The following is a 21357-nucleotide window of genomic DNA, read 5'->3' on the forward strand; positions in this document are numbered from 1 at the left end:
GGAAGTGGACATGCTCCTGCGGAACAGTCCACGACCGGGACGAGAACGCCGAACGCAACATCCGCCGTGAAGGACGGCGCATCGTGGCCGAGGGACGTCCGGACACGTAAAACGCCTGTGGAGCCCGTATAAGACCCGGCACGCCGGGCAGTGGGTGATGAAGCAGGAACCACTACGCACGTGCTGGAAACAGCGGCGGCACGGTGGGAATCTCCCCCGTTCACGGGGGAGAGCGTCAAAGGTCCAGGTCGACGACGACCGGGGCGTGGTCCGACGCGCCCTTGCCCTTGCGTTCCTCGCGGTCGACGTAGGCGTCCTTGACGGCCTTGGCAAAGGGCTCGTTCCCGTAGACGAGGTCGATGCGCATGCCCTTGTTCTTGGGGAAGGCGAGCATCCGGTAGTCCCAGAAGGTGTACGGGCGGTCGTACTTGAGGGCGCGCGGGAAGACGTCGGAGAGACCGGTCGCGCGCAGGGTCTCCAGGGCGGTCCGCTCGGCGGGGGTGACGTGGGTGAGGCCCTCGAAGACCGACGGGTCGTACACGTCCTCGTCGGTGGGCGCGACGTTGAAATCGCCGAGCACGGCGAACGGGCGCGGTCCGGCCGCGTCTTCGGCGACGGCGCCCGCAAGGGCGCGGAACCACTCCAGCTTGTAGCCGTAGTGGTCGTGCTCGACCTCGCGGCCGTTGGGCACGTACACGGACCAGACGCGGACGCCGCCGCAGGTCGCGGAGATGGCGCGGGGCTCCTGCACGCCCTCGTAGTCCGGGCCGCCGGGAAGCCCCGTGACGACGTCCTCCAGGCCGACCCGGGAGAGCAGGGCCACGCCGTTCCACCGGCCGGTGGCGTTGACGGCCGACTCGTAGCCCAGCTCGCGCAGCTCGGCGGCGGGGAACTGCTCCGCCGAGCACTTCGTCTCCTGGATGCAGAGCACGTCGGTGCCGGAGGTCTCCAGCCAGGCCAGCAGGCGCGGCAGCCGGGCGGTGATCGAGTTGACGTTGAACGTGGCGATACGCATGCCGTCAAACCTACCGCCCGGCACCGACAGTCAGAGCGCGGCGCTCTCGCCCGCCCCGAGCCGGTGGTGGGGGGCTCCGCCGAGGTTGCCCAGGGCCGTGTCGTAGATCGGCCGGGCGATGTCTGAGAGGTAGGCGTCGTGGATGTCGATCGCCTGGCGCGGCTTGACCTCGCGGACGTAGTCGATCACTTCGGAGATCTTGTTCCAGGGGGCGTGCACCGGGAGCATCAGGGTGTCGACGGGCGCGTCCGGGACGGTCAGCGCGTCCCCCGGGTGGAAGAGGGAAGCGTCCACGAGGAAACCCACGTTGGTGATCCGCGGGATGTCCGGATGGATCACGGCGTGCAGCTCACCGAGCACCCGGACCTCGAAGCCGGCGGCCTCGAAGGCGTCCCCGTGCCCCACGGCGTGCACCCGGCCGGGATAGGCGGCGGAGAGCTTCTCCGCGACGCTGCGCGGGGTCCACAGCCGCGCCGCCGGGTTCGCGTCGAGGGCGGCGCGGATCCGGCCCTCCTCGAAGTGGTCGGGGTGTTCGTGGGTGACCAGCAGGACGTCGGCGCCGAGGCCCGCGTCCGCTTCGCTGAAGGCGCCCGGGTCGATGACGAGCGTCTGCCCGTCCTTCTCCAACTGGACGCAGGAGTGCAGCCGTTTGGTGAGCTTCATGGGGCTCACCCTAGGGGCTGCCCGGCCGGATCTACGGGACGGTGGTGGAGACCACGTAGACGCGGGGGGCGCGCGGGTTGGCGAAGTCGACCGTGACGTCCCGGGTGGGGCGCGGGTCCTCGGCCTCGACGGTGACCCCGGACCACTTGTGCTTCGGGCTCCAGCTCCAGCCCGCGACCTTGGCGTCGCGTTCGGAGACCGACACGCCGGGGGTGAGGGCGGCCCGGCTGGTGCCCACGTCGGCGAGGAAGGAGTCCAGCGCCTGCGGCGTGACCTGGAACTGGACGTACAGCCGGCTGGTGTGCCAGTTGTTGGTCTCCAGGTAGCCGACCGAGGAGGCCCCCGACTCGGGGATCGGGACCTCGTAGATGCTGCGCTGCACCGTGGACGGCCAGTCCGGACGGACCTTGACGGCTCCGACCCGGGCCGCCTTGTCCTTGCCGCTGGCGCGGCTCTGCTGGGCGGAGACGGCGAGGTAGCCCGCCGGGACGCCGACGAGCAGCAGGATGATGAGCGCGGTGATCCAGCGGCGCCGGACCGTCTCGCGGCGGCTCCCGCGTTCCCCGGCGGCGGGCGGGCGGTGCTCCTCCGCCTCGGGGGCGGACGCCTGTCTGGGCAGGGAGGTGGGCGGTGTCACTGCTGGTCCTTGGGTTCCTGGGGCGGTGTCGGGCCCGTGGCGGTGCGCAGGCCGAACTGCGCGTAGCGCTCGTACCGCTCGACGCGCCGGCGCGTGGCGCGGCGGAAGCGGCGGGCGACGAGCCTGGCGAGGTCGGCGGCGCCGACCATGCCCGCCTCGGGGCCGAGCTGGGCCTTGGCGATGCGCGCCTCGGGGCGGTAGCCGCGGCCGGTGAGGTGGCGGCGGAAGGCGTCCCGGGCGGGTCCGATGAGGAGGTCGTCGGCAGCGCTGACCCCGCCGCCGATGACGAAGCAGGAGGGGTCGAGGGCGGCGGCGAGGTTGGCGATGCCCACGCCGAGCCACTGGCCGATGTCCTGGAGGAGCTCCACGCACATGGCGTCGCCCTCGCGGGCCAGCTCGGTGATCAGCGGTCCGGTGATCTCCGAGACGTTGCCGCCGACGCGGGCGATGATGTTGTACGCGACCGGCGAGTCGGCGGCGGCCAGCTCGCGGGCCTCGCGGACGAGGGCGTTGCCGGAGCTGTACTGCTCCCAGCAGCCGCGGTTGCCGCAGGGGCAGCGGTGGCCGCCCGGGACGACCTGCATGTGGCCGAACTCTCCCGCCACCCCGTAGCGGCCGCGCTTGACCTGCCCGCCCTCCAGGATGGCCCCGCCGATGCCGGTGCCCAGGGTGATCATGACCAGGTGGTCCTCGCCGCGGCCCGCGCCGAAGCGCCATTCCGCCCAGGCGGCGGTGTTGGCATCGTTGTCGACCATGACCGGGACCGCGAGGCGGGACTGCAGGGCGTCGCGCAGCGGCTCGTCGCGCCAGGCCAGGTGCGGGGCGAAGAGCACGCGGGAGCGGTCGGCGTCGACCCAGCCGGCGGCGCCGATGCCCACCGCGTGCACGTCGTGCCGGTCGGAGAGGTCCAGGACCAGCTCGACGATGGTGTCCTCGACGACCTTGGGGCTCTTGGACTTGTCGGGGGTCTCGGTGCGGATCTTCTCCAGGATGACCCCGTCGGCGTCGACGACGCCGGCCATCACCTTGGTGCCGCCGATGTCGATGCCGACGGTCGGGACGCGCGGGGCGGTCAGCAGCGAGCGGCGCTCCCGCGTCCCGACGGTCCGCAGGACGGTGCCCCGCGCCGCGCCCCGGTGGGAGAGCGCGAAGTCCCGGTACGTGCTCATCGAGTCGTGTCGTCCCTGTCGGAGGCGGAGTCGGATGGGGGGCCGGCGGGGGTGCCGGCCGAGGTGTCCCGTCCTGATTCTGCCACCCGCTCCAGCTCGTGGCTCAGCTCGTCCAGCTCGGAGCCGCCCGCCATCTGCCGGGTGAGCTCGTCCAGGGTGATCGATTCCTTGGTGTGGCTGCCGGCCATGGTGCCGCGCTTGAGGAGGACGAAACGGTCCCCCACCAGGTACGCGTGGTGCGGGTTGTGGGTGATCAGGACCACCCCGAGACCGGCGTCGCGGGCGGCGGCGACGTATTTGAGGACCACGCCGGACTGCTTCACGCCGAGGGCGGCGGTGGGCTCGTCCAGGACGAGCACCTTGGCCCCGAAGTGCACGGCGCGGGCGATGGCCACGCACTGGCGCTCGCCGCCCGAGAGGGTCCCGATGGGCTGGTCGACGTCGCGCAGGTCGATTCCCATGCGCAGCAGTTCGGCCCGGGTGGTCTCGCGCATCAGCTCCACGTCGAGGCGGCGGAAGGGGCCGCGGCCCCTGGTGGGCTCGGAGCCGAGGAAGAAGTTGCGCCAGACCGGCATCAGGGGGACGACGGCGAGGTCCTGGTAGACGGTGGCGATGCCGCGGTCGAGGGCCGCGCGCGGGTTGGCGAGCACGGTTTCCTCCCCCTCGATCTCAAAGGTGCCGGCGTCGTGCCGGTGCAGCCCCGCGATGATCTTGATGAGGGTGGATTTGCCGGCGCCGTTGTCGCCGAGCACGCAGGTGATCTCGCCGGCGGAGACCTCCAGGGAGACGCCCTGGAGGGCGCGGATGTTGCCGTAGTACTTGCTGACGTCGGTCAGCTTCACCAGGGCGGTCCCGGTCTGCGGGCCGGGCGCGGTCTTCGTGGTCACTTGCTCTCCTCCGCCCGCTTGCGGACCCATGCGTTCAGCAGCGTCGCCAGCAGGAGCATGGCGCCGAGGAAGAACTTGAACCAGTCCGGGTTCCACTGGGCGTACACGATGCCGTTGCTGGTCATGCCGAAGATGAAGGCGCCGACGGCCGAGCCGATGGCGGAGCCGTAGCCGCCGGTCATCAGACAGCCGCCGATGACCGCGGCGATGATGTAGAGGAACTCGTTGCCGACGCCCTCCCCCGACTGGACCACGTCGAAGGAGAAGAGGATGTGCTGCCCGGAGATCCAGGCGCACAGCGCGACGCCCATGTAGAGGCCGATGCGGGTCTTGACCACGGGGACGCCGGTGGCGCGGGCCGCGTCGGCCCCGCCGCCCACGGCGAAGATCCAGTTCCCGGCGCGGGTGCGCAGCAGGATCCACGTGGCGACCGCCACCAGGGCGAACCACCAGAGGATGGTGACCTTCAGGGTGACCGAGCCGATGTTCCACTGCGAGGCGAACAGGGCCCGCGCCGAGGAGAATCCCTCCATGTCGGCGATGGTCTTGGTGGAGACCGAGCCGCTGATCAGCTTGGTGAAGCCGAGGTTCAGGCCGGTCAGCATGAGGAACGTGCCGAGCGTGATGATGAAGCTCGGGAGCCTGGTGCGGGTCAGCATGAAGCCGTTGAAGAAGCCGATGGCCAGGGTGACCAGCAGCGACACCCCGACGCCGACCCACACGTTGGCGGTCATCTGGTAGCTGAACATCGAGCTGACCAGCGCCGAGGTGGTGACCATCACGCCGGCGGAGAGGTCGAACTCGCCGCCGATCATCAGCAGGGCCACCGGGACGGCCATGATCCCGATGGTGGAGGCCGAGTACAGGATCGTGCTCAGGCTGGAGGCCTGCAGGAAGCTGGGGGCGGCGAAGGAGAAGAAGACGAAGAGGGCGGCGGCCCCGACGACCGCGCCCAGCTCGGGGCGGGCGAGGAGCTTCTTGAGGTGCGAGGCCGGCGCGAGCCGTTCCTCGGCGGTGTCGGTGCCGGCGCTCATCGGCTGCCCCGCTTGATGTACTCCTCCAGCTTGGCGGCCTCGGCCGCGGTGACGATCTGCGGCCCGGTCAGCACGGGCCGGCCGCCACCGAGGACGTCCGCGTTGTAGCGGTAGAGCCACAGCAGGTCGATCGCCTCGTAGCCCTGGAGGTAGGGCTGCTGGTCCACGGCGAAGCCGAGGGCGCCGGACTTCAGGTCACGGGCGACGGCCTCGTTGAGGTCGAAGGTGTCCACCTCGGCCTTGCTGCCCGCCGCGTCCTTCGCCTTGACGGCGGTGGCGGCGAAGGGGGCACCGAGGGTGACGATCGCGTCGACGGAGGGGTCGGCCTGGAGCTTGGCCTGGATGGCGGCCTGGACGGAGGGCATGTTGGTGCCCTCGACGTAGAGGTTCTCCATGCTTCCGCCGAAGGTCTTCTTCGCCCCGGCACAGCGCTGCTCGTGGCCGACGTTGCCCTGTTCGTGCAGGATGCAGACGGCCTTCTTGCGGCCGCGCTTCGTCAGCTCGGTGCCGACCGCCTCGCCCGCGATCGCCTCGTCCTGGCCGATGTGGGTCAGGGCGCCGTACGCGGCCGACTGCTCGGATCCGGAGTTGACCGTGATCACGGGGATGCCCGCCTTGACGGCCTTGCCGAGGACGTCCTTGAGGGCCTCGGGCTTGGCGAGGCTGACCACGATGCCGTCGACCTTCTGGTCGATCGCGTTCTGCACGAACTGGGCCTGCTGCTGCGCCTGGTCGTCGTGCGAGTAGACGAAGTTGATGTTGTCCTTCGCCGCGGCCTCCTTGGCGCCCTTCTGGACGATGTCCCAGAAGGTGTCGCCGTCGCCCGCGTGGGTCACCATCGCGAAGGTCCAGCGCGGCGTGGAGACGGCGGGCCGGCCCGCCCGGTCGGCCTTCGCCCGCTCCTCGGCGCGCTTGCCGCCCGTGCTGCTGCAGCCCGAGAGGGAGGCTCCCAGTACCATCGCGAGCACGGCGCCCACGACGCGTACCCCTGTCCGAACCCTAGCCACGTCGCCGTGCCCTTCCCTCGTCATACCCGCCACTGATTCTCAAAGTGGTCATTCCGGTTCCAGCCGCCCAGTATCCGCCACAGTCGACCTTGGAAGCCCATCGGGGCCGTCGCCACCATCGTGGCCTTCCGCCGACGGAGGCGGGCAGATTGACAGCTCCCCCGGACGGGGCCACGTTGAGTGCATGCGCATCGGGCTCATCGGGACGGGCCGGATCGGCTCCTTCCACGCGGCCGCGCTGGCCCGTCGGCCGGACGCCGGTTCGCTGCTGCTGGCCGACGCCGACCCGGCACGGGCCGCCCGGCTCGCCGACCGGCTGGGGGCGACGGCCGCGCCCTCCGTCGAGCAGGTCTTCTCCTGGGGCGTGGACGCGCTGGTGGTGGCCTGCGCCACCGAGGGGCACGCCGAGCTGGTGGTCCGCGCGGTGCGCGGCGGGCTGCCGGTGTTCTGCGAGAAGCCCGTGGCCCCGGACCTGGACCGCACCCTGGCGGTGCTCCGCGAGGTGGCCGCCGTCCGCGGGGTCCTGCAGCTGGGATTCATGCGCCGCTTCGACGCGGGCTGCCGCACCGCGCGGGAGCTGGTCCGTTCGGGTGCCCTGGGCCGGCTGCACACCGTACGGACGATGACGGCCGATCCCGCTCCGCCGCCCGCCGCGTACCTGGCGACCTCCGGCGGGCTCTACCGGGACTGCATGGTGCACGACTTCGACATGGTGCGCTGGGTGACCGGGCGGGAGGCCGTGGAGGTGTACGCGGTCGGCTCGGACGCGGGGCCCGCCGTCTTCCGGGAGACCGGTGACGTGGACACGGCGGCGGCCCTGCTCACGCTCGACGACGGGACGCTGGTCAGCAGTACCGCCACCCGGTGCAACGGCGCCGGTTACGACGTGCGGATGGAGTTCGCCGGGGAGCTGGACCAGGTCTCCTCCGGGCTGGACGACCGTACGCCGATCGCCTCGACGGAACCGCACGGCCCGCCCCCGGCGAGCAAGCCCTGGGGCGGGTTCCTGGAGCGGTTCGGTCCGGCTTACGAGGCCGAGCTGGGGGCCTTCGTCAAGCTGGTGCGCGGCGAGGGACCCAACCCCTGCGACGGCCGGGAGGGGCTGGCCGCGTTCCGGATCGCGGAGGCGTGCGAGCGCTCCCGGCGCGAGGGCCGCCCCGTGCGGCTGGAGGAGCTCCCGGATCTCTAGGGCGGGCATGCGGGCCACAGTAGGGCGGATGATCACCCGGCCAGGAGGCGATTCCCGGACATTCGTTCAGGCCGCGGCGCGCCGTCCCCAGGCGGTGCCGGCCAGGACCAGCGCCGCGCCCGTGAGGCCGAGGGGGCCCGGGTGCTCGCCGCCGAGGGCGATGCCCGCGGCGGCGGCCCACAGGGGTTCGGTGCCCAGGAGCAGGCTGACCCGCGACGGCGAGGTCCTGCGGACGGCCCACATCTGCACGAAGAAGGCGAAGAGGGTGCACAGGACCGAGAGGAAGGCCAGCCCGGCCCACTGGCCCGGCCCGAAGTCGGCGGCGGCCGCCCAGGGCGAGTCGCCGGTCCCCGGCAGGGCCGCCAGCAGGGCGAAGACCAGGACGGCGCCGCCGAGCTGGACCGTGGTCAGGGAGAGGGCGTCCGCGTCCTGGACGGCCTTGATCCGCGCCATCAGCAGGACGTGCGCGGTGCGGGCGAGGGCGGCGCCGAGGATCAGCAGGTCACCGGCGCCGGGCGCGGTGAACCCGGCGCCCTGGGTGAGCAGCACGACCCCCGCGACGCAGACGCCGGCGGCGCCGAGGAAGGCGGCCGAGGGGGCGGTGCGGCGGACGGCGGACTCGGCGAGCGGGGTGAAGATCATGGTCAGGCTGATGATCAGCCCGGCGTTGGTGGCGGAGGTGTGCACCACCCCGTAGGTCTCCAGCAGGAAGATCCCGCCGAGTACGAGGCCCAGCACCCCGGCGCCGCGCAGCTGGGCGGGGCTCAGCGCCCGCAGCCGCCGCCGGCCGGCGAGGACGAGGACGGGCAGCACGAGCGCGAAGCGGAGCACCAGCACCGCGATCACGGTGTGCGGGGCCGTGATCCCCTTGGCCGCGAGGTAGCTGCCGCCCCAGACGACGGCGACGAGCAGCACGGGCAGGTCAGCGAGCCGGGCCCGGCGGGGAGCGAGGGCGGGGGCGGGGGCGGCGAGGGTGGACACCGGGCGGCTCCGACGGCGGGAAGGGAGTGGAGACGGCGGCGGCTCGCACGGATGCGGGCTCACGGTAGCCGAGTCGATCTTCCCGGTCGAACGTTTTGCGGGCCGTCCCCGCGCGGGCTCAGTCCGCGAAGGTGCCGAAGGCGGCGCGGCCCGTCGGCCGGTAGGTGTGGATGGAGATGCCGGAGCCCGTGGTGCGCGAGGCGGTCTGGGCGAAGGCGGTGGGCAGCCCGCCGGTCGGGAACAGCCGGCGGCCCGTGCCGAGGAAGACGGGGAAGACCAGCAGGTGCAGCTCCTCGACGAGGTCCCGCGCGAGCAGCCACTGCGCCAGCTGTCCGCTGCCGTGCACCTGGAGCTCCCCGTCGGTGGCGTCCTTGGCCCGGACGACCTCCGCCTGGAGGTTCTCGCCGTCCACCACGGTGGCGGGGGTCCAGCCCGGGTCCTTCAGGGTGGTCGAGGCCACGTACTTGGGCAGCCGGTTGAGGCGGCTCGCGACAGGGTCCGCGGGGTCGTCGTGCCGCGGCCAGTACGCGGCGAAGATCTCGTAGGTGCGCCGGCCGAGCAGGAACGCCCCGGCCCGCGCGAAGACCTCCTGCACGAACTCCCCCATGCCCTCGTCCGCGTACGGCACGACCCAGCCGCCGTACTCGAACCCGCCGCGGGGGTCCTCGTCGGGCCCGCCGGGGGCCTGCATCACGCCGTCGAGGGTGAGGAAGGTGGTGAGGGTCAGCTGTCCCATGGCACTGCGCTCCTTGGGTGTCGGCGCCCGGCCCGTATGCCGTGCACCGGTTCAGACTCCCCCGCCACCCGGAGCTCATCGGTGCGGCGCGCGCGAACCCGGCTCCGCGTGTCCGCCGCGGGGGTGCCCGGACACGCCCCCGGGGCGCACCGCGTGCGGTGCGCCCCGGGGGAGCGTGCTCGCGCCCCGGGGGTGTCGGCCCCCGGGGCGGTCCGTCGGGCGGGGTGGCGTCAGCCGCCCAGCTCCTGGTGACGGGCGGCGTGCGCGGCCGCGCCGGCCTCCGTCAGCGAGCCGAACAGGCGCAGCCGGGAGAAGCCGCCGTCCGGGAAGATGTCGATGCGCACGTGCGTGCCGACCGCCGGGGCGTCGAGCACGAAGCGGTGGTTGGTGTCGGGCTGCAGGCGGGTGCGCGGCAGGAACTCGGTCCACTCGCCGTCCTCGCCCGTCTTGACGGACAGCGAGGCCCAGCCGGCCGAGTTGCCCTTGAGGTAGGCCGTGTCGATCTCGACGGCGCGGATCTCGGACTCGGCGACGAGCCGGTAGCGGATCCAGTCGTTGCCGTTGTCGCGGCGGCGGGCGGTCTCCCAGCCGTCGTCCATCTTGCGGGAGCGGCCCGGGTTGATGGTGTTGGTCGGCGGCGAGTAGAAGCGGTTGGACGCGTCCTCGACCGAGCCGCCGTTCTCCAGGGCGACGACGTCGAAGGTGCCGAGCGCGGCGAGCCACTGCGGGTCGGGGCGGACCTCGCCGTAGACGCGGATGCGGGCGACGCCGCCGTCCGGGTGCTGGTTCAGGCGCAGGTGCGTGAAGCGCTGCTCGACGTCGACCTCGAAGCCGTTGGCCGCGTGGCCGCCGACGGGAGTGCGCTCGACGAGGGTCGTCCACTTGACGTCCTCGGACAGCAGTTCCTCGGCGGTCGGGGAGCCGGGTACCGAGGCGGCCTGGACGGACACGGCCTGCGGCATGTTGCCGCGGAAGTGGGCGGTGTCCACGACGATGCCGCGGATGACGCCGGGGGCGCCGAGGCGGATCAGCGCGAAGTCGTGGTCCTCGGCGGTCGGCCAGGGCTGCTCGGCGGAGACGCCGCGGCGGCGGCGGGTCTCCCAGCCGTCCATGACCTTGCCCTTGTGGCCGAAGTGCTCGGGGTCGAAGTGCGGGGCCTCGGCGATGAGGAGGTTCTCGCGCTCGGCGAAGAACTCGTCGTTGGCGGCGATGACACCGGCGCCCAGCTCACGGGCGGCGAGGTTCGCGTACTGGGTGAAGGAGAAGTCCGCGGTGCGGTAGTCCGCGTACGGGTCGCCGCCTCCGTACGGGTTCGCGTTACCGGTGAAGGAAGCCAGTGCAGTCGAACGCTGTGCCACTGTCAGTTCTGCCTTTCAAGGAGGAGGCCCGTGGGCTCGGTCGGGGTGCCGTGGTCGGCGATCTGCGTACCGCGCAGCCAGGTGGACTTCACGACGCCGTGCAGGGTCTTGCCCGCGTACGCCGTGACCTGGTTGCGGTGGTGCAGGTGCGCCGGGTCAACGGTGAAGGTCTCTTCGGGGGCCAGGACGGCGAAGTCGGCGTCGCGGCCGGCCTCGATGGCGCCCTTGGCGGCCAGTCCGGCGAGTGCGGCCGGGGCGGTGGACATCCAGCGCGCGACCTCTTCGAGGGTGCGTCCGCGCTTCTTGGCCTCGGTCCAGATGGCCGGCAGGCCCAGCTGGAGGGAGGAGATGCCGCCCCAGGCGGTGGCGAAGTCGCCGGTCTTCAGGTCCGCGGTGGAGGGCGAGTGGTCGGAGACGATGCAGTCGATGGTGCCGTCGGCGAGCGCGTCCCACAGGACGTCCTGGTTGGCGGCCTCGCGGATCGGCGGGCAGCACTTGAACTCGGTGGCGCCGTCGGGGACTTCCTCGGCGGTGAGGGTGAGGAAGTGCGGGCAGGACTCGACCGTGATCTGGACGCCCTCGGCCTTGGCCGCGGCGATCAGGGGCAGCGCGGAGGCGGAGGACAGGTGCAGGACGTGCACGCGGGCGTTCAGCCGCTTCGCCTGGGCGATCAGGTTGTGGATCGCGGTGTTCTCGGCATCCTGGGGGCGGGAGGCGAGGAAGTCGGCGTACTTGGGGCCCGGGTTCTGCGGGGCGGACTCCAGGTGATGGGGGTCCTCGGCGTGCACGATCAGCAGGCCGCCGAAGCCGGTGATCTCGGCGAGCGAGGTCGCCAGCTGCTCCTGGTCCAGCAGCGGGAACTCGTCCACGCCCGAGGGCGACAGGAAGCACTTGAAGCCGTAGACGCCGGCGTCGTGCAGGGGGCGCAGGTCCTTGACGTTGTCCGGCAGGGCGCCGCCCCAGAAGCCGACGTCCACGTGGGCCTTGGCGCGGGCGACCTCCTGCTTGACGCGGAGGTGGTCGACCGTGGTGGTCGGCGGGAGGGAGTTGAGCGGCATGTCGAGGATGGTGGTGATGCCGCCGGCGGCGGCCGCGCGGGTCGCCGTCCAGAAGCCCTCCCACTCGGTGCGGCCGGGGTCGTTGACGTGCACGTGGGTGTCCACCAGGCCGGGGAGCAGGACGTCGTCGCCGAAGTCCTCCAGCCGGGCTCCGGCCGGTACTTCGGCGTCGTGTCCGAGCACGGCCGTGATCTTCCCGCCGGCGACGGCCACCGAGGCGGCACGCGTCCCCTCGGGGGTGATGACGCGCGTCGAGCGCAGTACCAGTTCCACAGCCACGTCGGCCACCGGAACCTCCCCATCTACTTCCACAGAGCGAAATTCAACGTTCTGTTGACGGAGTCTTCACCTCGATCGAGGGCCAGTCAAGAGCCGCCGGACGGACCGCCCAGCCCGACATGCCGCGATTGGATGTTTCCACAGGATGGAATTAAGATTTCACTATCCAGAATGTAGCTATCACCACCGGATGCCGGGCAGGTAACTTCCCGAGGACATCCGCCACCGGACAAACCCCCTCTGACCGGCGGGGACGGCCGGGCCCGGCTCTAGGGCCGGCGCCGACCGACCGGTAGGCTGCTTCCTTGCCTGCCAGCACCGAAAGGACCGCGCCGTGCCGACGTCCAGCGCCAGCACCACCGACGCTTCCGCCAAGCCCACCGCCGCCAGCGGTGGCGTCCAGTCCCTTGAGCGCGCCTTCGATCTGCTCGAACGCATGGCCGACGCCGGGGGCGAAGTCGGCCTCAGCGAGCTCTCCGCCGCCAGCGGACTGCCCCTGCCGACCATCCACCGCCTGATGCGCACCCTCGTCGCGTGCGGCTACGTGCGCCAGCAGACCAATCGACGGTACTCCCTCGGGCCCCGGCTGATCCGCCTCGGCGAGTCCGCCTCGCGGCTCCTGGGCACCTGGGCCCGCCCCTACCTCGCCCGGCTGGTCGAGGAGACCGGCGAAACGGCGAACATGGCCCTGCTCGACGGCGACGAGATCGTCTACGTCGCCCAGGTGCCGTCCAAGCACTCCATGCGCATGTTCACCGAGGTCGGCCGCCGCGTGCTGCCGCACTCCACCGGTGTGGGCAAGGCCCTGCTCGCCCACACCCCCGCCGACGAGGTGCGCGCCCTGCTGGCCCGCACCGGCATGCCGGCCGCGACCGAGAAGACCATCACCACCCCCGAGGGCTTCCTGGAGGCCCTGGAACAGGTCCGCGCGGTGGGCTACGCGGTCGACGACAACGAGCAGGAAATAGGAGTCCGCTGCCTGGCCGTGTCGGTGCCGAACTCGCCGACCGCCGCCGCGATCTCCATCTCGGGTCCGGCGGGGCGCGTCACCGAGGCCGTGGCGGAGTCCTTCGTACCGATCCTGCAGGGCGTGGCCGCCGAGCTGTCGGTGGCCCTGCAGAGCCAGAACCCGGCCTGACCGGCCCCACGGGGGGCGACCCCGCCCGAACGGCCCCGGACGTCCCGAGCGCGTACCCGCGCGAGGGGCCACCGGGGCCTTCGTGGAATGAGTACCGTCTGCTCATGCACAGCATCACGGTGGAGCAGCAGCGGGGGCACGTACTCCTCATAGCCGGGGACGCCGTCGTGCGCCGCCGCGCCGTCCAGGTCGCGCCGAGCGCCAATCTGGCCGCGCTGGGCGTGGTTCCCGTACCGGTGCTGCTGGGCAGCCCGGTCCCCAGCGACACCACCTACCTCGACGGGGCCCGCGACCCGAACACCGTGCTGACGAGGCTGCGGACGGCGGCCGCCACACCGGGCCCGCTGCTGGTCTACCTGTCGGGGCGGCTGACCGTCGACCGCCGCGGCCGGCGGCTGCACCTGTGCCTGGCCGGGACCACGGCGGCCAGCGTCCGCCACACCGGCCTGCCGTGGGAATGGCTGGGGTCCGAGCTGCGCGAGAGGCCGCCGGGGCTCACCACCGTGCTGCTGGACCTCGCCGCGGACAAGGCCGCCTGGCCGCTGCTCCAGGAGTACGGAAGCCTGCCCGCCCCGCCCTCCGTCGAGGTGTACGGGGTGGTGGCGCCCCCGGGGTTCGCGGGCGGCGGCAACGGGGTGAGCGGCTACACGCGGCAGTGGATCGAGCAGCTGCGCAGCAGCCCCGGGCGGCCGGACAACCTGCGGCTGCACGCCCTCGCGGTGGGCGGCGCCGCGCTCCCGCCGGGCACCCTCGTCCTGCCGACGGCCCGCGAACTCGCCGCCCGCCCGGCACAGGCCCCGGGGCGGGCCGGGGCCGCAGAGGGCCGGGAGCAGGGCGGGGCCGGGGCCGCGCACGGGCACGGGCACAGCCTCGCGCCGGGATGGGAGGGCGGGCCCGGACACGCCCCGGAACCCGGACGGGAAACCGCCTACGGGCACGCCCCGGAACCCGAACGGGAAACCCCCGCCGGGGACGGCGCCCGGGACCTTCCGGGCGGCGGGCGCGATCCCCGGCCGCACATCCACGCGCTGGCCACCGCCGGCCGGCACCCGGAGGCGGACGCGCTCGCGCGGGCGTGGGAGGCGCACGTCCTGCGGGCGTACGGGAGCGCCTCGCCGGAGGCGATCCACTGGGCGGAGATCCGCGCCGACCTCGCCCGCATGGCGGGCGACTTCCGGCTCGCGACCCGGCTGTGGACCGGAGTCGGGGTGACCCGGCTGGCCCGCCAGTCCCCCGACGCCCCCGAGGTCGAGGGCGCCGCCACGGGCGCCCTGTACTGCTGGACCCAGCTCAAGGACCGGGCGGCGGCCGCCGAGGCGGGCCCGGAGCTCCTGCGGCTCCTGCGGGCCCTGCCCTCGCTCGACCCCCGCCATCTGGAGCTGGCCGGCCAGCGCCTCGAACTCCTGCGCGGCACCCCGATCGGCCGCTGAGGAACGGCCGCGCGACGGCTTCGGCGGCTACGCCGCGGCGACCGGGTCCGGCCTCTGGACCAGGCGGCCGTCCGTGATGGTCGCGGCGCGGTCCATCCGGTCCAGGTGGGCGTGGTCGTGCGTGACCAGCACCGTGGCGGTGGACCGCTCGCGCGTGAGCGTGACCAGCAGGTCGAGCACGGCCGCGCCGCGCTCGTGGTCCAGGGCGCTGGTGGGCTCGTCGACCAGCAGCACGGTGGGCTCGTTCATCAGCGCGCGGGCGATGTTGACGCGCTGGCGCTGGCCGCCCGAGAGCTCGTGGGGCCGCCTGTCGGCCTTGTCCGCCAGGCCGACCGCGTCCAGCAGCTCCACGGCCCTGCGGCGCAGCTCCCGCGGGGGCCGGCCGGAGAGGTGGGCCATCACCTGGAGCTGTTCGACGGCGGTCAGCGAGGCCAGCAGGTTCGGCTGCTGGAAGACGATGCCGATCTTCTCGCGGCGCAGGGCCGACTTCTCGGCGGCACCCATCCGGGTGGTCTCCCGGCCCGCGACGACGACCGCGCCGGAGTCCGGGGTGACCAGGGTGGCGGCGACGGCCAGCAGGCTGGACTTGCCGGAGCCGGACGGCCCCACGATCGCGGTCAGGGTCCCGGCCGGAACCTCCAGGGACACGTGGTCGAGGGCCGTGAGGCGGCCGTCGCCGTCGGGGTAGGTGAGCGTGACGTCGTGGACGAGGAGGGTCATCGGGCGCTCCCGAGGGCGGTCAGCGGGTCTACGGCGGTGATCCGCCGGATGGACAGGGCCGCGCCCAGCACCCCGAGCGCGATCATGATCGCGGCGGGCACGAGGACCGTGGCGGGGTCGAGGACGAAGGGCACGTCGCCCCCGCTGATCAGCGCGCCGAAGCCGGCGGCCAGCGCGGTCCCGGCGCCGGTGCCGATCGCCAGCATCACCACCGCCTGCCCCAGGGCGTCCTTCAGCAGGTACGGGGTGGAGGCTCCCAGTGCCTTGAGCACGGCGATGTCGCCGCTGCGCTGGATCGTCCAGACGGTGAAGAAGGCTCCTATGACCAGCGCGGAGATGACGAAGAGGAATCCGCGCATCAGCTGGAGCGAGCCGTTCTCGGCCTGGTAGGACCCTATGGCACCCAGTGCCTCGTCGATGGTCTGCGTCAGGGTGCCGGTGGCCCGGTCGCCCGCGGCCCAGTCCACGGCGCCGGAGCCGTCGAGGGCCAGGACGGTGGCGACGGTTTCGAGGGAGGCGCCGGGGTTTCCGACGCGCTGCCAGTCGTTCAGGTCCATCCACACCACCGGGGTGTGGCTGTAGGCGGCGGTACCGGACACGGCGGCCACGGTCAGCTCCAGCGGGCCGACCTTCAGCCTGCCGCCCGCGGTGAGCCCGCCCAGTTCCCGGGCGGCCTTCTCGGTGAGGACCACCTTCCCCTGGCCCAGCCCGGCCCCGGCGGGCGCGAGCCGGCCGGTGGGCTCGACGCCGAAGGCGGAGACGGCGGCGGTCCGCTCACCCGAGACGGCGTTGGTGGTGCGGATGCCGAGCGGTTCCGCCATCGTCACGCCGGGCTTGGCCCGCCAGTCGCGCCAGGCGCTCTCGGGCAGCTGGGAGCCGGTGAAGGAGACCTTCTGGTCCCCGGTGGGCGCTGCGAAGGCCAGCCGGCCGGCGGGCAGGCCGGTGATGGCCGAGATGTTCTCCCGGGCCAGGCCTGACGTGAGCCCGGACAACAGGCCGACGAGCAGCGTGATCAGTAGTACGACCGAGCCCATGAGGGCGAAGCGGCCCTTGGCGAACCGTAGATCTCTCCATGCGACGAACATGTCCCCCACCTTGGTCTTCCACGTGGGCACCGGGCATCGCGCCACGGTAGGGATCCTGGTATCGAAGGTGGCATCCCGACATCGAACTTTTGGTTGACCGGGGGTCCGGGCCGTCGACTTACGCTGGTCGGGCCATGTCTGTCACTTCCCGCGCCCGCGACCGCGCCGACGCCCGTGCCCGTGCCGGTGCGCCCCCCGGCGCCGGCTTCCGCTCCCCGACCCCCGTCTCCCGCGTCCTGCGGCTGTGCCTGCACGCCCTGCTGGCGGGGCTGCTCGCGCTGGCCGCCGGGCGGGCCGTCGCCGACTCCGCGCCGGAGGCCGGGTGGGTGGTCGGCGTCTGCGCGCTGCTGGCCGCCGTCTACGCGGCCGGGGTGCTGGTTCCCGCCGTGGGGCGCTCGACGGCCGCCTCGGCGCTGTGGCTGGGCTCCCTGGCCGCCGTGTGGGTGGCGCTGCTGGTGGTGTCCCCGGACGGGCTGTGGATCGCCTTCCCGCTGTACTTCCTGGAGCTGCACCTGCTGCGGCCCCGCTGGGGCATCGCCGCCGTCGTGGTGACCGCCTGCGCGGCGATCGGCGGGTTCCTGGCGCACAGCGGCGCGGTGACCCCGGGGGCCTTCCTCGGGCCGCTGCTGGGCGGGGCGGTGGCGGTGGCCACCGTACTGGGCTACCAGGCGCTGTACCGGGAGAGCGAGCGCCGCCGCGAGCTGATCGAGGAGCTCATCACCACCCGTGCCGAGCTGGCCGTCGCCGAGCGGGGCGCGGGGATCCTGGCCGAGCGCGAACGGCTCGCCCGGGAGATCCACGACACCCTCGCCCAGGGCCTGTCCTCCATCCAGCTGCTGCTGCGGGCGGCCGAGCGGACGCTCCCGCCGGACGCCCCGGCCGCCGAGCACATCGCCCGGGCCCGCGAGGCCGCGCAGGAGAACCTCGCCGAGGCGCGTCGCTTCGTACGGGCCCTGACGCCCCCCGACCTGGAGCACGGCTCCCTGGCGGGGGCGCTGGAGCGGCTCTGCTCGGGGGCACCCGGCCCGCTCGTGCGGTTCTCGGTGAGCGGCACGCCCCGGGAGCTGCCCACCCCGTACGAGGTGGCGCTGCTGCGGATCGCGCAGTCGGCGCTGGCCAATGTGGTGCGGCACGCGGGGGCCGGACGCGCCGGGATCACCCTGACCTTCATGGACACCTCGGTCACCCTGGACGTGGTCGACGACGGGCGGGGCTTCGACCCGGCCTCGGCGTCCGCGGCCGCCTCGGACGGGGGCGGCTTCGGTCTGCCGGCGATGCGCGCCCGGGCCGAGACGCTGGGCGGGCTGTTCACCGTCGAGTCCGCCCCGGGCCAGGGCACCGCCGTGGCCGTCACCCTGCCGTTGCCCGTGGAGGCACCGTGACCATCCGTCTCCTGCTCGCCGACGACCACCCGGTGGTGCGGGCCGGGCTGCGGGCCGTACTGGACACCGAACCGGACTTCGCGGTGGTCGCCGAGGCCGCGACGGCGGAGCGGGCCGTGGAACTGGCCGCGTCCGAGCCGGTGGACGTGGTGCTGATGGACCTCCAGTTCGGGACCGGAATGCACGGCTCGGCGGCCACGGCGGCGATCACGGCGCGGCCCGGCGGCCCCCGGGTGCTGGTCCTGACCACCTACGACACGGACGCGGACATCCTGGCCGCAGTCGAGGCGGGCGCCTCCGGCTACCTGTTGAAGGACGCCCCGCCGGAGGAGCTGGCGGCGGCGGTCCGCACGGCCGCGGCCGGCCAGTCGGCGCTGGCCCCGGCGGTGGCCCTGCGGCTGATGGACCGCATGCGCACCCCGGCGGAGGCGCTCACGAAGCGGGAGCTGGAGGTGCTCCAGCTGGTCGCGGACGGGCTCTCGAACCTGCAGATCTCCAAGAAGCTGTTCCTCAGCCAGGCCACGGTCAAGTCCCACCTGGTGCACATCTACGCCAAGCTCGGCGTGGACTCCCGCACGTCGGCGGTCGCGGCGGCCGCGACCCGCCGCCTGATCCGTACGCCGTAGGGGACCGCGCAAGGGGGCTGTCCCCCGCCCCGCCCCACCGGCCGGCAGGCGGGTGCCCGCCGGGGTGGCGGGGCGAGCATCGGGGGGTCGCCGTACCCGACCCCGGAAGCGAGCCCCGATGGTCGTACAGCCCCGCGGGTACCTGCTCGACGGCGGCTCGCCCGTCGACGCGCTGGCCCGGGCGGGCGCGCTGGACTGGCTCTTCGGGGCGAGCCGGGCCCTGCACGTGGGGGCGGTCCTGACGGCCGTGGCCCTGATGTTCCGGCCGGCGTCGAACGCGTACTTCCGCGGGCGCCGGTAGCCGGTCCGCTAGGTCCTGTCGTCAAAGTGGCGCCCGTCAGGCCCGCGGCGTCCGGCGCCATGGGGTCTCCCCAGGCCCGCCAGGGCCGAGGGGAAGCATCGCAAGGCGGAGGGGCGCCCGTGTACTGGACGTACTCGGGCGCCCCGACAACGCGGCGAGGTGCGGTGCCGGGCGTCGCGGGCCAGGCGCCACTTTGACGACAGGACCTAGGCCACCCAGTACGGGCGCTCCACCCCCGGGGCCAGCGGCACCCCTTCGTGGAAGGCCTGCGCGAGGAGGCGTACGCCCTGGTCGAGGCGGTCCGCCGGCAGGGTGTACGGGATCCGCAGGCGGTGCTCGAAGGTGCCCGGGTCCACCCCGAAGCGGGCGCCGCGGCCGATGTGCACACCCGCGGCGGCGGCGCGCTCCGCGAGCGCGGAGCTGACGGGTTCGCCGAGGTCGACCCAGAGCGACAGGCCGCCGGGCGGCAGCCGCCAGGACCATTCGGGGGTGTGCCGCTGGAGGGACTGGGCCAGGGCCGCGCGCTGGATCCGCAGCTGTGCGAGCCGGGCCGGCAGGGCCCGGTCCAGCCGCTCCATCAGGGGCAGGGCGACCACCTGGTCGAGCACGGAGCCGGTCATGTCGGCGGACACGCGGACGGCCGCCAGCTCGGTGACCAGTTTGGCGGTGGCCCGGATCCAGCCGACCCGCAGGCCGCCCCAGTGGGTCTTGCTGAGCGAGCCGATGGTGATCACGTGGTCGGCGCCGCTGCGCCCGCCGAGGGAGGCCAGCGGCGGGGGCGCGGGCACGTCCAGCGCGATGTCGGCGATGGTCTCGTCGACCACCAGCCAGGTGCCGGCGGCCCGGGTCGCGGCGAGCAGCCGCAGCCGCTGCGGCTCGGGCATCAGGGCGCCCGTCGGATTGTGGAAGTCGGGGATCACGTACGCGAGCCTGGGTACGGTCTGCCCGAGCGTGGACTCGGCGACGTCCATGTCCCAGCCCCGGTCGGAGACGGCGAAGGAGCCGGTGCGCAGCCTGGCGTGGCGCAGGGCGTCGAGGGCGTTGGCGTAGGTCGGGTTCTCGGTGACCACCCGGTCACCGGGGCGGCAGAGCAGGCTGATGACCAGGGCGAAGGCCTGCTGGGCCCCGGCCGTGACCAGGATCTGCTCGGGGCGGGTGGGCAGGCCGCGCCGGGTGAAGCGGTCCGCGACGGCCTCGCGCAGGTCGGGCAGGCCGAAGGGGTGGTAGCCGGGGTTGCGGGCGAGCGCGGGTAGCCGGGGCGCGGCCCAGGCCAGGGCCTCGGTGAGGCTTCCCTCGGGGGCGCCCATGGCGGCGATGGCGAGGTCGATGCCGGGGTCGCCGTCGGCGTTGAAGCCGCCCGCGCCGACGATGGCGTGGGCGCCGACCGGGCGGTGGCCGTCGGGGAGCTCGGTCCAGGTGCCGGAGCCGCGGCGGCTGCGGACGTAGCCGCTCTCGCGGAGCAGGTCGTAGGCGGCGGTGACGGTGGCGCGGCTGGCTCCGACCCCCTCGGCCAGCTCGCGCTCGGCGGGCAGCCGCACGTGCAGGGCGATCCGGCCGTCGAGGATCAGGGTGCGCAGGGCGTCGGCGAGGGAGCGGTAGCCGGGGCGGGCGCGTACCTCGGCCGGGAGCATCGCCGCGAGCTGGCGGCTGCCGATCATCCTGTCCGCCGTCTGGACCACTCGCCCGTATGCCATGCCAACCTCCCCCGATTGGCTCTGCCTGCCAGGCCAATCGAGGTCCAGACTCGCCGTATTGGCCCGCGATTGGCAAGGAGAAACCGGCATGCCGTACGAGGTGTTCACCGACCGTGACGAACGTGCCCTGCTGCTGCGTGCCGAGAACCGGATCTCCCGGCCGCTGCGGATCGGGGCGGCCCTGGCCGCCGTGGGCGCCCTCCTGGCGCGGCGGCCGCGGGGCGCGGGCGAGGAGCGAGAATCGCAGCCATGTCAGCAGAAACAGAGCAGGACCCCGGCCGCGGCCCCGGCGGCCCCGACCGTTCCACAGCCCCACTGACCGGCGCGGAGGGCGCGGGCACGGCGGCGGTGATCGCCGGTCTGCTCCTGGCCGCCGGCGGCGGCCGCCGGCTCGGGGGGCGGCCGAAGGCCCTGCTCCCCTACCGTGGCCGGCCGCTCGTCGAGAACGCCGTGCGCGTGCTGCGCGAGGCCGGCTGCGATCCGGTGCACGTGGTGCTGGGCGCCTCGGCCGGCGAGGTCCGGGAGCGGGCCGATCTGGGCGGCTGCGTGGTGGTGGACAACCCGGACTGGGCCGAGGGCATGGGCTCCTCCCTGCGGGTCGGCCTCGCGTCCCTGGCCGGGACGGGGGCCGGCGCGGCCCTGGTCTCGCTGGTGGACCAGCCGGGCATCGGAGCGGAGGCGGTGGCCCGGGTACGGGAGGCGTACCGCTCCCCGTCGAGCCTGGTGGCCGCCTCGTACGACGGGGAGCGGGGCCATCCCGTGCTGTTCGGGGCGGACCGCTGGCCGGACATCGCGGCGACGGCGACCGGGGACCGGGGCGCGCGGGTCCATCTGAGGGAGCACGCGGACGAGGTCATGCTGGTGGAGTGCGGGGACGTCGCCGCCCCCTTCGACATCGACACCCCGCCCGACCTGGCACGTCTCGCTTGAGGAACGCCCGAGCGTCACTTGAGCGGGCTGTGACCGTT

General features: G+C 73.5%; 22 protein-coding genes. 8 read left to right on the forward strand and 14 right to left on the reverse strand.

Features of this window, described 5'->3' with window-relative positions; all coding sequences use genetic code 11:
* Positions 1 to 235: 235 nt before the first annotated feature.
* From ACEPPI_RS02525 to ACEPPI_RS02555, 7 genes are read right to left on the reverse strand one after another with little or no spacing between them, the layout of a single operon-like run.
* A complete protein-coding gene (locus ACEPPI_RS02525; protein ID WP_373913595.1) occupies positions 236 to 1015 on the reverse strand; it encodes an exodeoxyribonuclease III in 780 nt (259 codons plus the stop codon).
* Positions 1016 to 1045: 30 nt separating this feature from the next.
* Entirely contained in the window at positions 1046 to 1678 is a 633-nt protein-coding gene (locus tag ACEPPI_RS02530) for an MBL fold metallo-hydrolase (protein ID WP_373913596.1), read from the reverse strand.
* A 31-nt stretch (positions 1679 to 1709) separates the two neighbouring features.
* Positions 1710 to 2315 (reverse strand): hypothetical protein, encoded by a 606-nt coding sequence (locus ACEPPI_RS02535; protein ID WP_373913597.1) that lies wholly within the window; start codon positions 2313 to 2315, stop codon positions 1710 to 1712.
* The gene (locus tag ACEPPI_RS02540; protein ID WP_373913598.1) at positions 2312 to 3484 is read right to left on the reverse strand and encodes an ROK family glucokinase; all 1173 of its coding nucleotides are present in this window, start codon (positions 3482 to 3484) and stop codon (positions 2312 to 2314) included. The genes ACEPPI_RS02535 and ACEPPI_RS02540 overlap by 4 nt, the downstream gene beginning before the upstream one ends.
* Positions 3481 to 4401 carry an ATP-binding cassette domain-containing protein gene (locus ACEPPI_RS02545; RefSeq protein ID WP_373913599.1) on the reverse strand — a complete coding sequence of 307 codons (921 nt, stop codon included), beginning with the start codon at positions 4399 to 4401 and terminating at the stop codon, positions 3481 to 3483. Before ACEPPI_RS02545 ends, ACEPPI_RS02540 begins: the two co-directional genes overlap by 4 nt.
* The gene (locus ACEPPI_RS02550; RefSeq protein WP_373913600.1) at positions 4368 to 5405 is read right to left on the reverse strand and encodes an ABC transporter permease; all 1038 of its coding nucleotides are present in this window, start codon (positions 5403 to 5405) and stop codon (positions 4368 to 4370) included. The genes ACEPPI_RS02545 and ACEPPI_RS02550 overlap by 34 nt, the downstream gene beginning before the upstream one ends.
* On the reverse strand, positions 5402 to 6412 hold the full coding sequence (locus ACEPPI_RS02555) for a sugar ABC transporter substrate-binding protein (protein WP_373913601.1): 1011 nt from the start codon (positions 6410 to 6412) through the stop codon (positions 5402 to 5404). The genes ACEPPI_RS02550 and ACEPPI_RS02555 overlap by 4 nt, the downstream gene beginning before the upstream one ends.
* A gap of 184 nt (positions 6413 to 6596) precedes the next feature.
* Here ACEPPI_RS02555 and ACEPPI_RS02560 point away from each other — a divergent pair, with 184 nt between their 5' ends.
* Positions 6597 to 7601, forward strand: a complete 1005-nt coding sequence (locus ACEPPI_RS02560) for a Gfo/Idh/MocA family oxidoreductase (protein ID WP_373913602.1) — start codon at positions 6597 to 6599, stop codon at positions 7599 to 7601.
* A gap of 66 nt (positions 7602 to 7667) precedes the next feature.
* Here the strand turns inward: ACEPPI_RS02560 and ACEPPI_RS02565 are convergent, their stop codons facing one another.
* The 4 genes from ACEPPI_RS02565 to allB form a co-directional block, all read right to left on the reverse strand.
* Entirely contained in the window at positions 7668 to 8582 is a 915-nt protein-coding gene (locus ACEPPI_RS02565) for a DMT family transporter (protein WP_373913603.1), read from the reverse strand.
* A 118-nt stretch (positions 8583 to 8700) separates the two neighbouring features.
* Positions 8701 to 9318, reverse strand: a complete 618-nt coding sequence (locus tag ACEPPI_RS02570) for a dihydrofolate reductase family protein (RefSeq protein WP_373913604.1) — start codon at positions 9316 to 9318, stop codon at positions 8701 to 8703.
* A 230-nt stretch (positions 9319 to 9548) separates the two neighbouring features.
* Positions 9549 to 10676, reverse strand: coding sequence for an allantoicase (gene alc, locus ACEPPI_RS02575; RefSeq protein WP_373913605.1), 1128 nt, complete (start codon positions 10674 to 10676; stop codon positions 9549 to 9551).
* A gap of 2 nt (positions 10677 to 10678) precedes the next feature.
* A complete protein-coding gene (gene allB / locus ACEPPI_RS02580; protein WP_373913718.1) occupies positions 10679 to 12013 on the reverse strand; it encodes an allantoinase AllB in 1335 nt (444 codons plus the stop codon).
* 334 nt (positions 12014 to 12347) lie between these two features.
* On the opposite strand from allB, the gene ACEPPI_RS02585 reads away from it, so the two are divergent.
* On the forward strand, positions 12348 to 13151 hold the full coding sequence (locus ACEPPI_RS02585; protein WP_266843628.1) for an IclR family transcriptional regulator: 804 nt from the start codon (positions 12348 to 12350) through the stop codon (positions 13149 to 13151).
* A gap of 104 nt (positions 13152 to 13255) precedes the next feature.
* Positions 13256 to 14581, forward strand: a complete 1326-nt coding sequence (locus tag ACEPPI_RS02590) for a hypothetical protein (RefSeq protein ID WP_373913606.1) — start codon at positions 13256 to 13258, stop codon at positions 14579 to 14581.
* Positions 14582 to 14608: 27 nt separating this feature from the next.
* Here the strand turns inward: ACEPPI_RS02590 and ACEPPI_RS02595 are convergent, their stop codons facing one another.
* Both ACEPPI_RS02595 and ACEPPI_RS02600 read right to left on the reverse strand, forming a co-directional pair.
* Positions 14609 to 15301: an ABC transporter ATP-binding protein gene (locus tag ACEPPI_RS02595; protein WP_373913607.1), complete on the reverse strand. Its 693-nt coding sequence runs from the start codon at positions 15299 to 15301 to the stop codon at positions 14609 to 14611.
* Positions 15298 to 16386, reverse strand: a complete 1089-nt coding sequence (locus ACEPPI_RS02600; RefSeq protein ID WP_373913608.1) for an ABC transporter permease — start codon at positions 16384 to 16386, stop codon at positions 15298 to 15300. The genes ACEPPI_RS02595 and ACEPPI_RS02600 overlap by 4 nt, the downstream gene beginning before the upstream one ends.
* Positions 16387 to 16520: 134 nt before the next feature.
* Between ACEPPI_RS02600 and ACEPPI_RS02605 the strand changes: the two genes are divergently transcribed.
* The 3 genes from ACEPPI_RS02605 (at position 16521) to ACEPPI_RS02615 (ending at position 18695) form a co-directional block, all read left to right on the forward strand.
* A complete protein-coding gene (locus tag ACEPPI_RS02605) occupies positions 16521 to 17768 on the forward strand; it encodes a sensor histidine kinase (RefSeq protein WP_373913609.1) in 1248 nt (415 codons plus the stop codon).
* The gene (locus tag ACEPPI_RS02610) at positions 17765 to 18394 is read left to right on the forward strand and encodes a response regulator (protein WP_373913610.1); all 630 of its coding nucleotides are present in this window, start codon (positions 17765 to 17767) and stop codon (positions 18392 to 18394) included. Before ACEPPI_RS02605 ends, ACEPPI_RS02610 begins: the two co-directional genes overlap by 4 nt.
* A 118-nt stretch (positions 18395 to 18512) precedes the next feature.
* Positions 18513 to 18695: a hypothetical protein gene (locus tag ACEPPI_RS02615; protein ID WP_373913611.1), complete on the forward strand. Its 183-nt coding sequence runs from the start codon at positions 18513 to 18515 to the stop codon at positions 18693 to 18695.
* 206 nt (positions 18696 to 18901) lie between these two features.
* Here the strand turns inward: ACEPPI_RS02615 and ACEPPI_RS02620 are convergent, their stop codons facing one another.
* Positions 18902 to 20389, reverse strand: coding sequence for a PLP-dependent aminotransferase family protein (locus tag ACEPPI_RS02620; RefSeq protein WP_373913612.1), 1488 nt, complete (start codon positions 20387 to 20389; stop codon positions 18902 to 18904).
* Between the two features lie 88 nt (positions 20390 to 20477).
* On the opposite strand from ACEPPI_RS02620, the gene ACEPPI_RS02625 reads away from it, so the two are divergent.
* On the forward strand, positions 20478 to 20708 hold the full coding sequence (locus ACEPPI_RS02625; RefSeq protein ID WP_373913613.1) for a hypothetical protein: 231 nt from the start codon (positions 20478 to 20480) through the stop codon (positions 20706 to 20708).
* Complete coding sequence (locus ACEPPI_RS02630; protein WP_373913614.1) at positions 20639 to 21319, forward strand: NTP transferase domain-containing protein; 681 nt, start codon at positions 20639 to 20641, stop codon at positions 21317 to 21319. The genes ACEPPI_RS02625 and ACEPPI_RS02630 overlap by 70 nt, the downstream gene beginning before the upstream one ends.
* Positions 21320 to 21357 lie beyond the last annotated feature (38 nt).

Origin of the sequence: Streptomyces sp. AB3(2024), assembly GCF_041862025.1 — a bacterium.
Classification (GTDB): Bacteria; Actinomycetota; Actinomycetes; order Streptomycetales; family Streptomycetaceae; genus Streptomyces.

What these genes read in the sequence shown, in the direction of transcription:
- ACEPPI_RS02525 (WP_373913595.1), bottom strand. Translation starts at nt 1,015, where the DNA reads ATGCGTATCGCCACGTTCAACGTCAACTCGATCACCGCCCGGCTGCCG.
- ACEPPI_RS02530 (WP_373913596.1), bottom strand. Translation starts at nt 1,678, where the DNA reads ATGAAGCTCACCAAACGGCTGCACTCCTGCGTCCAGTTGGAGAAGGAC.
- ACEPPI_RS02540 (WP_373913598.1), bottom strand. Translation starts at nt 3,484, where the DNA reads ATGAGCACGTACCGGGACTTCGCGCTCTCCCACCGGGGCGCGGCGCGG.
- ACEPPI_RS02545 (WP_373913599.1), bottom strand. Translation starts at nt 4,401, where the DNA reads ATGGGTCCGCAAGCGGGCGGAGGAGAGCAAGTGACCACGAAGACCGCG.
- ACEPPI_RS02550 (WP_373913600.1), bottom strand. Translation starts at nt 5,405, where the DNA reads ATGAGCGCCGGCACCGACACCGCCGAGGAACGGCTCGCGCCGGCCTCG.
- ACEPPI_RS02560 (WP_373913602.1), top strand. Translation starts at nt 6,597, where the DNA reads ATGCGCATCGGGCTCATCGGGACGGGCCGGATCGGCTCCTTCCACGCG.
- ACEPPI_RS02570 (WP_373913604.1), bottom strand. Translation starts at nt 9,318, where the DNA reads ATGGGACAGCTGACCCTCACCACCTTCCTCACCCTCGACGGCGTGATG.
- ACEPPI_RS02590 (WP_373913606.1), top strand. Translation starts at nt 13,256, where the DNA reads ATGCACAGCATCACGGTGGAGCAGCAGCGGGGGCACGTACTCCTCATA.
- ACEPPI_RS02595 (WP_373913607.1), bottom strand. Translation starts at nt 15,301, where the DNA reads ATGACCCTCCTCGTCCACGACGTCACGCTCACCTACCCCGACGGCGAC.
- ACEPPI_RS02600 (WP_373913608.1), bottom strand. Translation starts at nt 16,386, where the DNA reads ATGTTCGTCGCATGGAGAGATCTACGGTTCGCCAAGGGCCGCTTCGCC.
- ACEPPI_RS02605 (WP_373913609.1), top strand. Translation starts at nt 16,521, where the DNA reads ATGTCTGTCACTTCCCGCGCCCGCGACCGCGCCGACGCCCGTGCCCGT.
- ACEPPI_RS02615 (WP_373913611.1), top strand. Translation starts at nt 18,513, where the DNA reads ATGGTCGTACAGCCCCGCGGGTACCTGCTCGACGGCGGCTCGCCCGTC.
- ACEPPI_RS02620 (WP_373913612.1), bottom strand. Translation starts at nt 20,389, where the DNA reads ATGGCATACGGGCGAGTGGTCCAGACGGCGGACAGGATGATCGGCAGC.
- ACEPPI_RS02625 (WP_373913613.1), top strand. Translation starts at nt 20,478, where the DNA reads ATGCCGTACGAGGTGTTCACCGACCGTGACGAACGTGCCCTGCTGCTG.
- ACEPPI_RS02630 (WP_373913614.1), top strand. Translation starts at nt 20,639, where the DNA reads ATGTCAGCAGAAACAGAGCAGGACCCCGGCCGCGGCCCCGGCGGCCCC.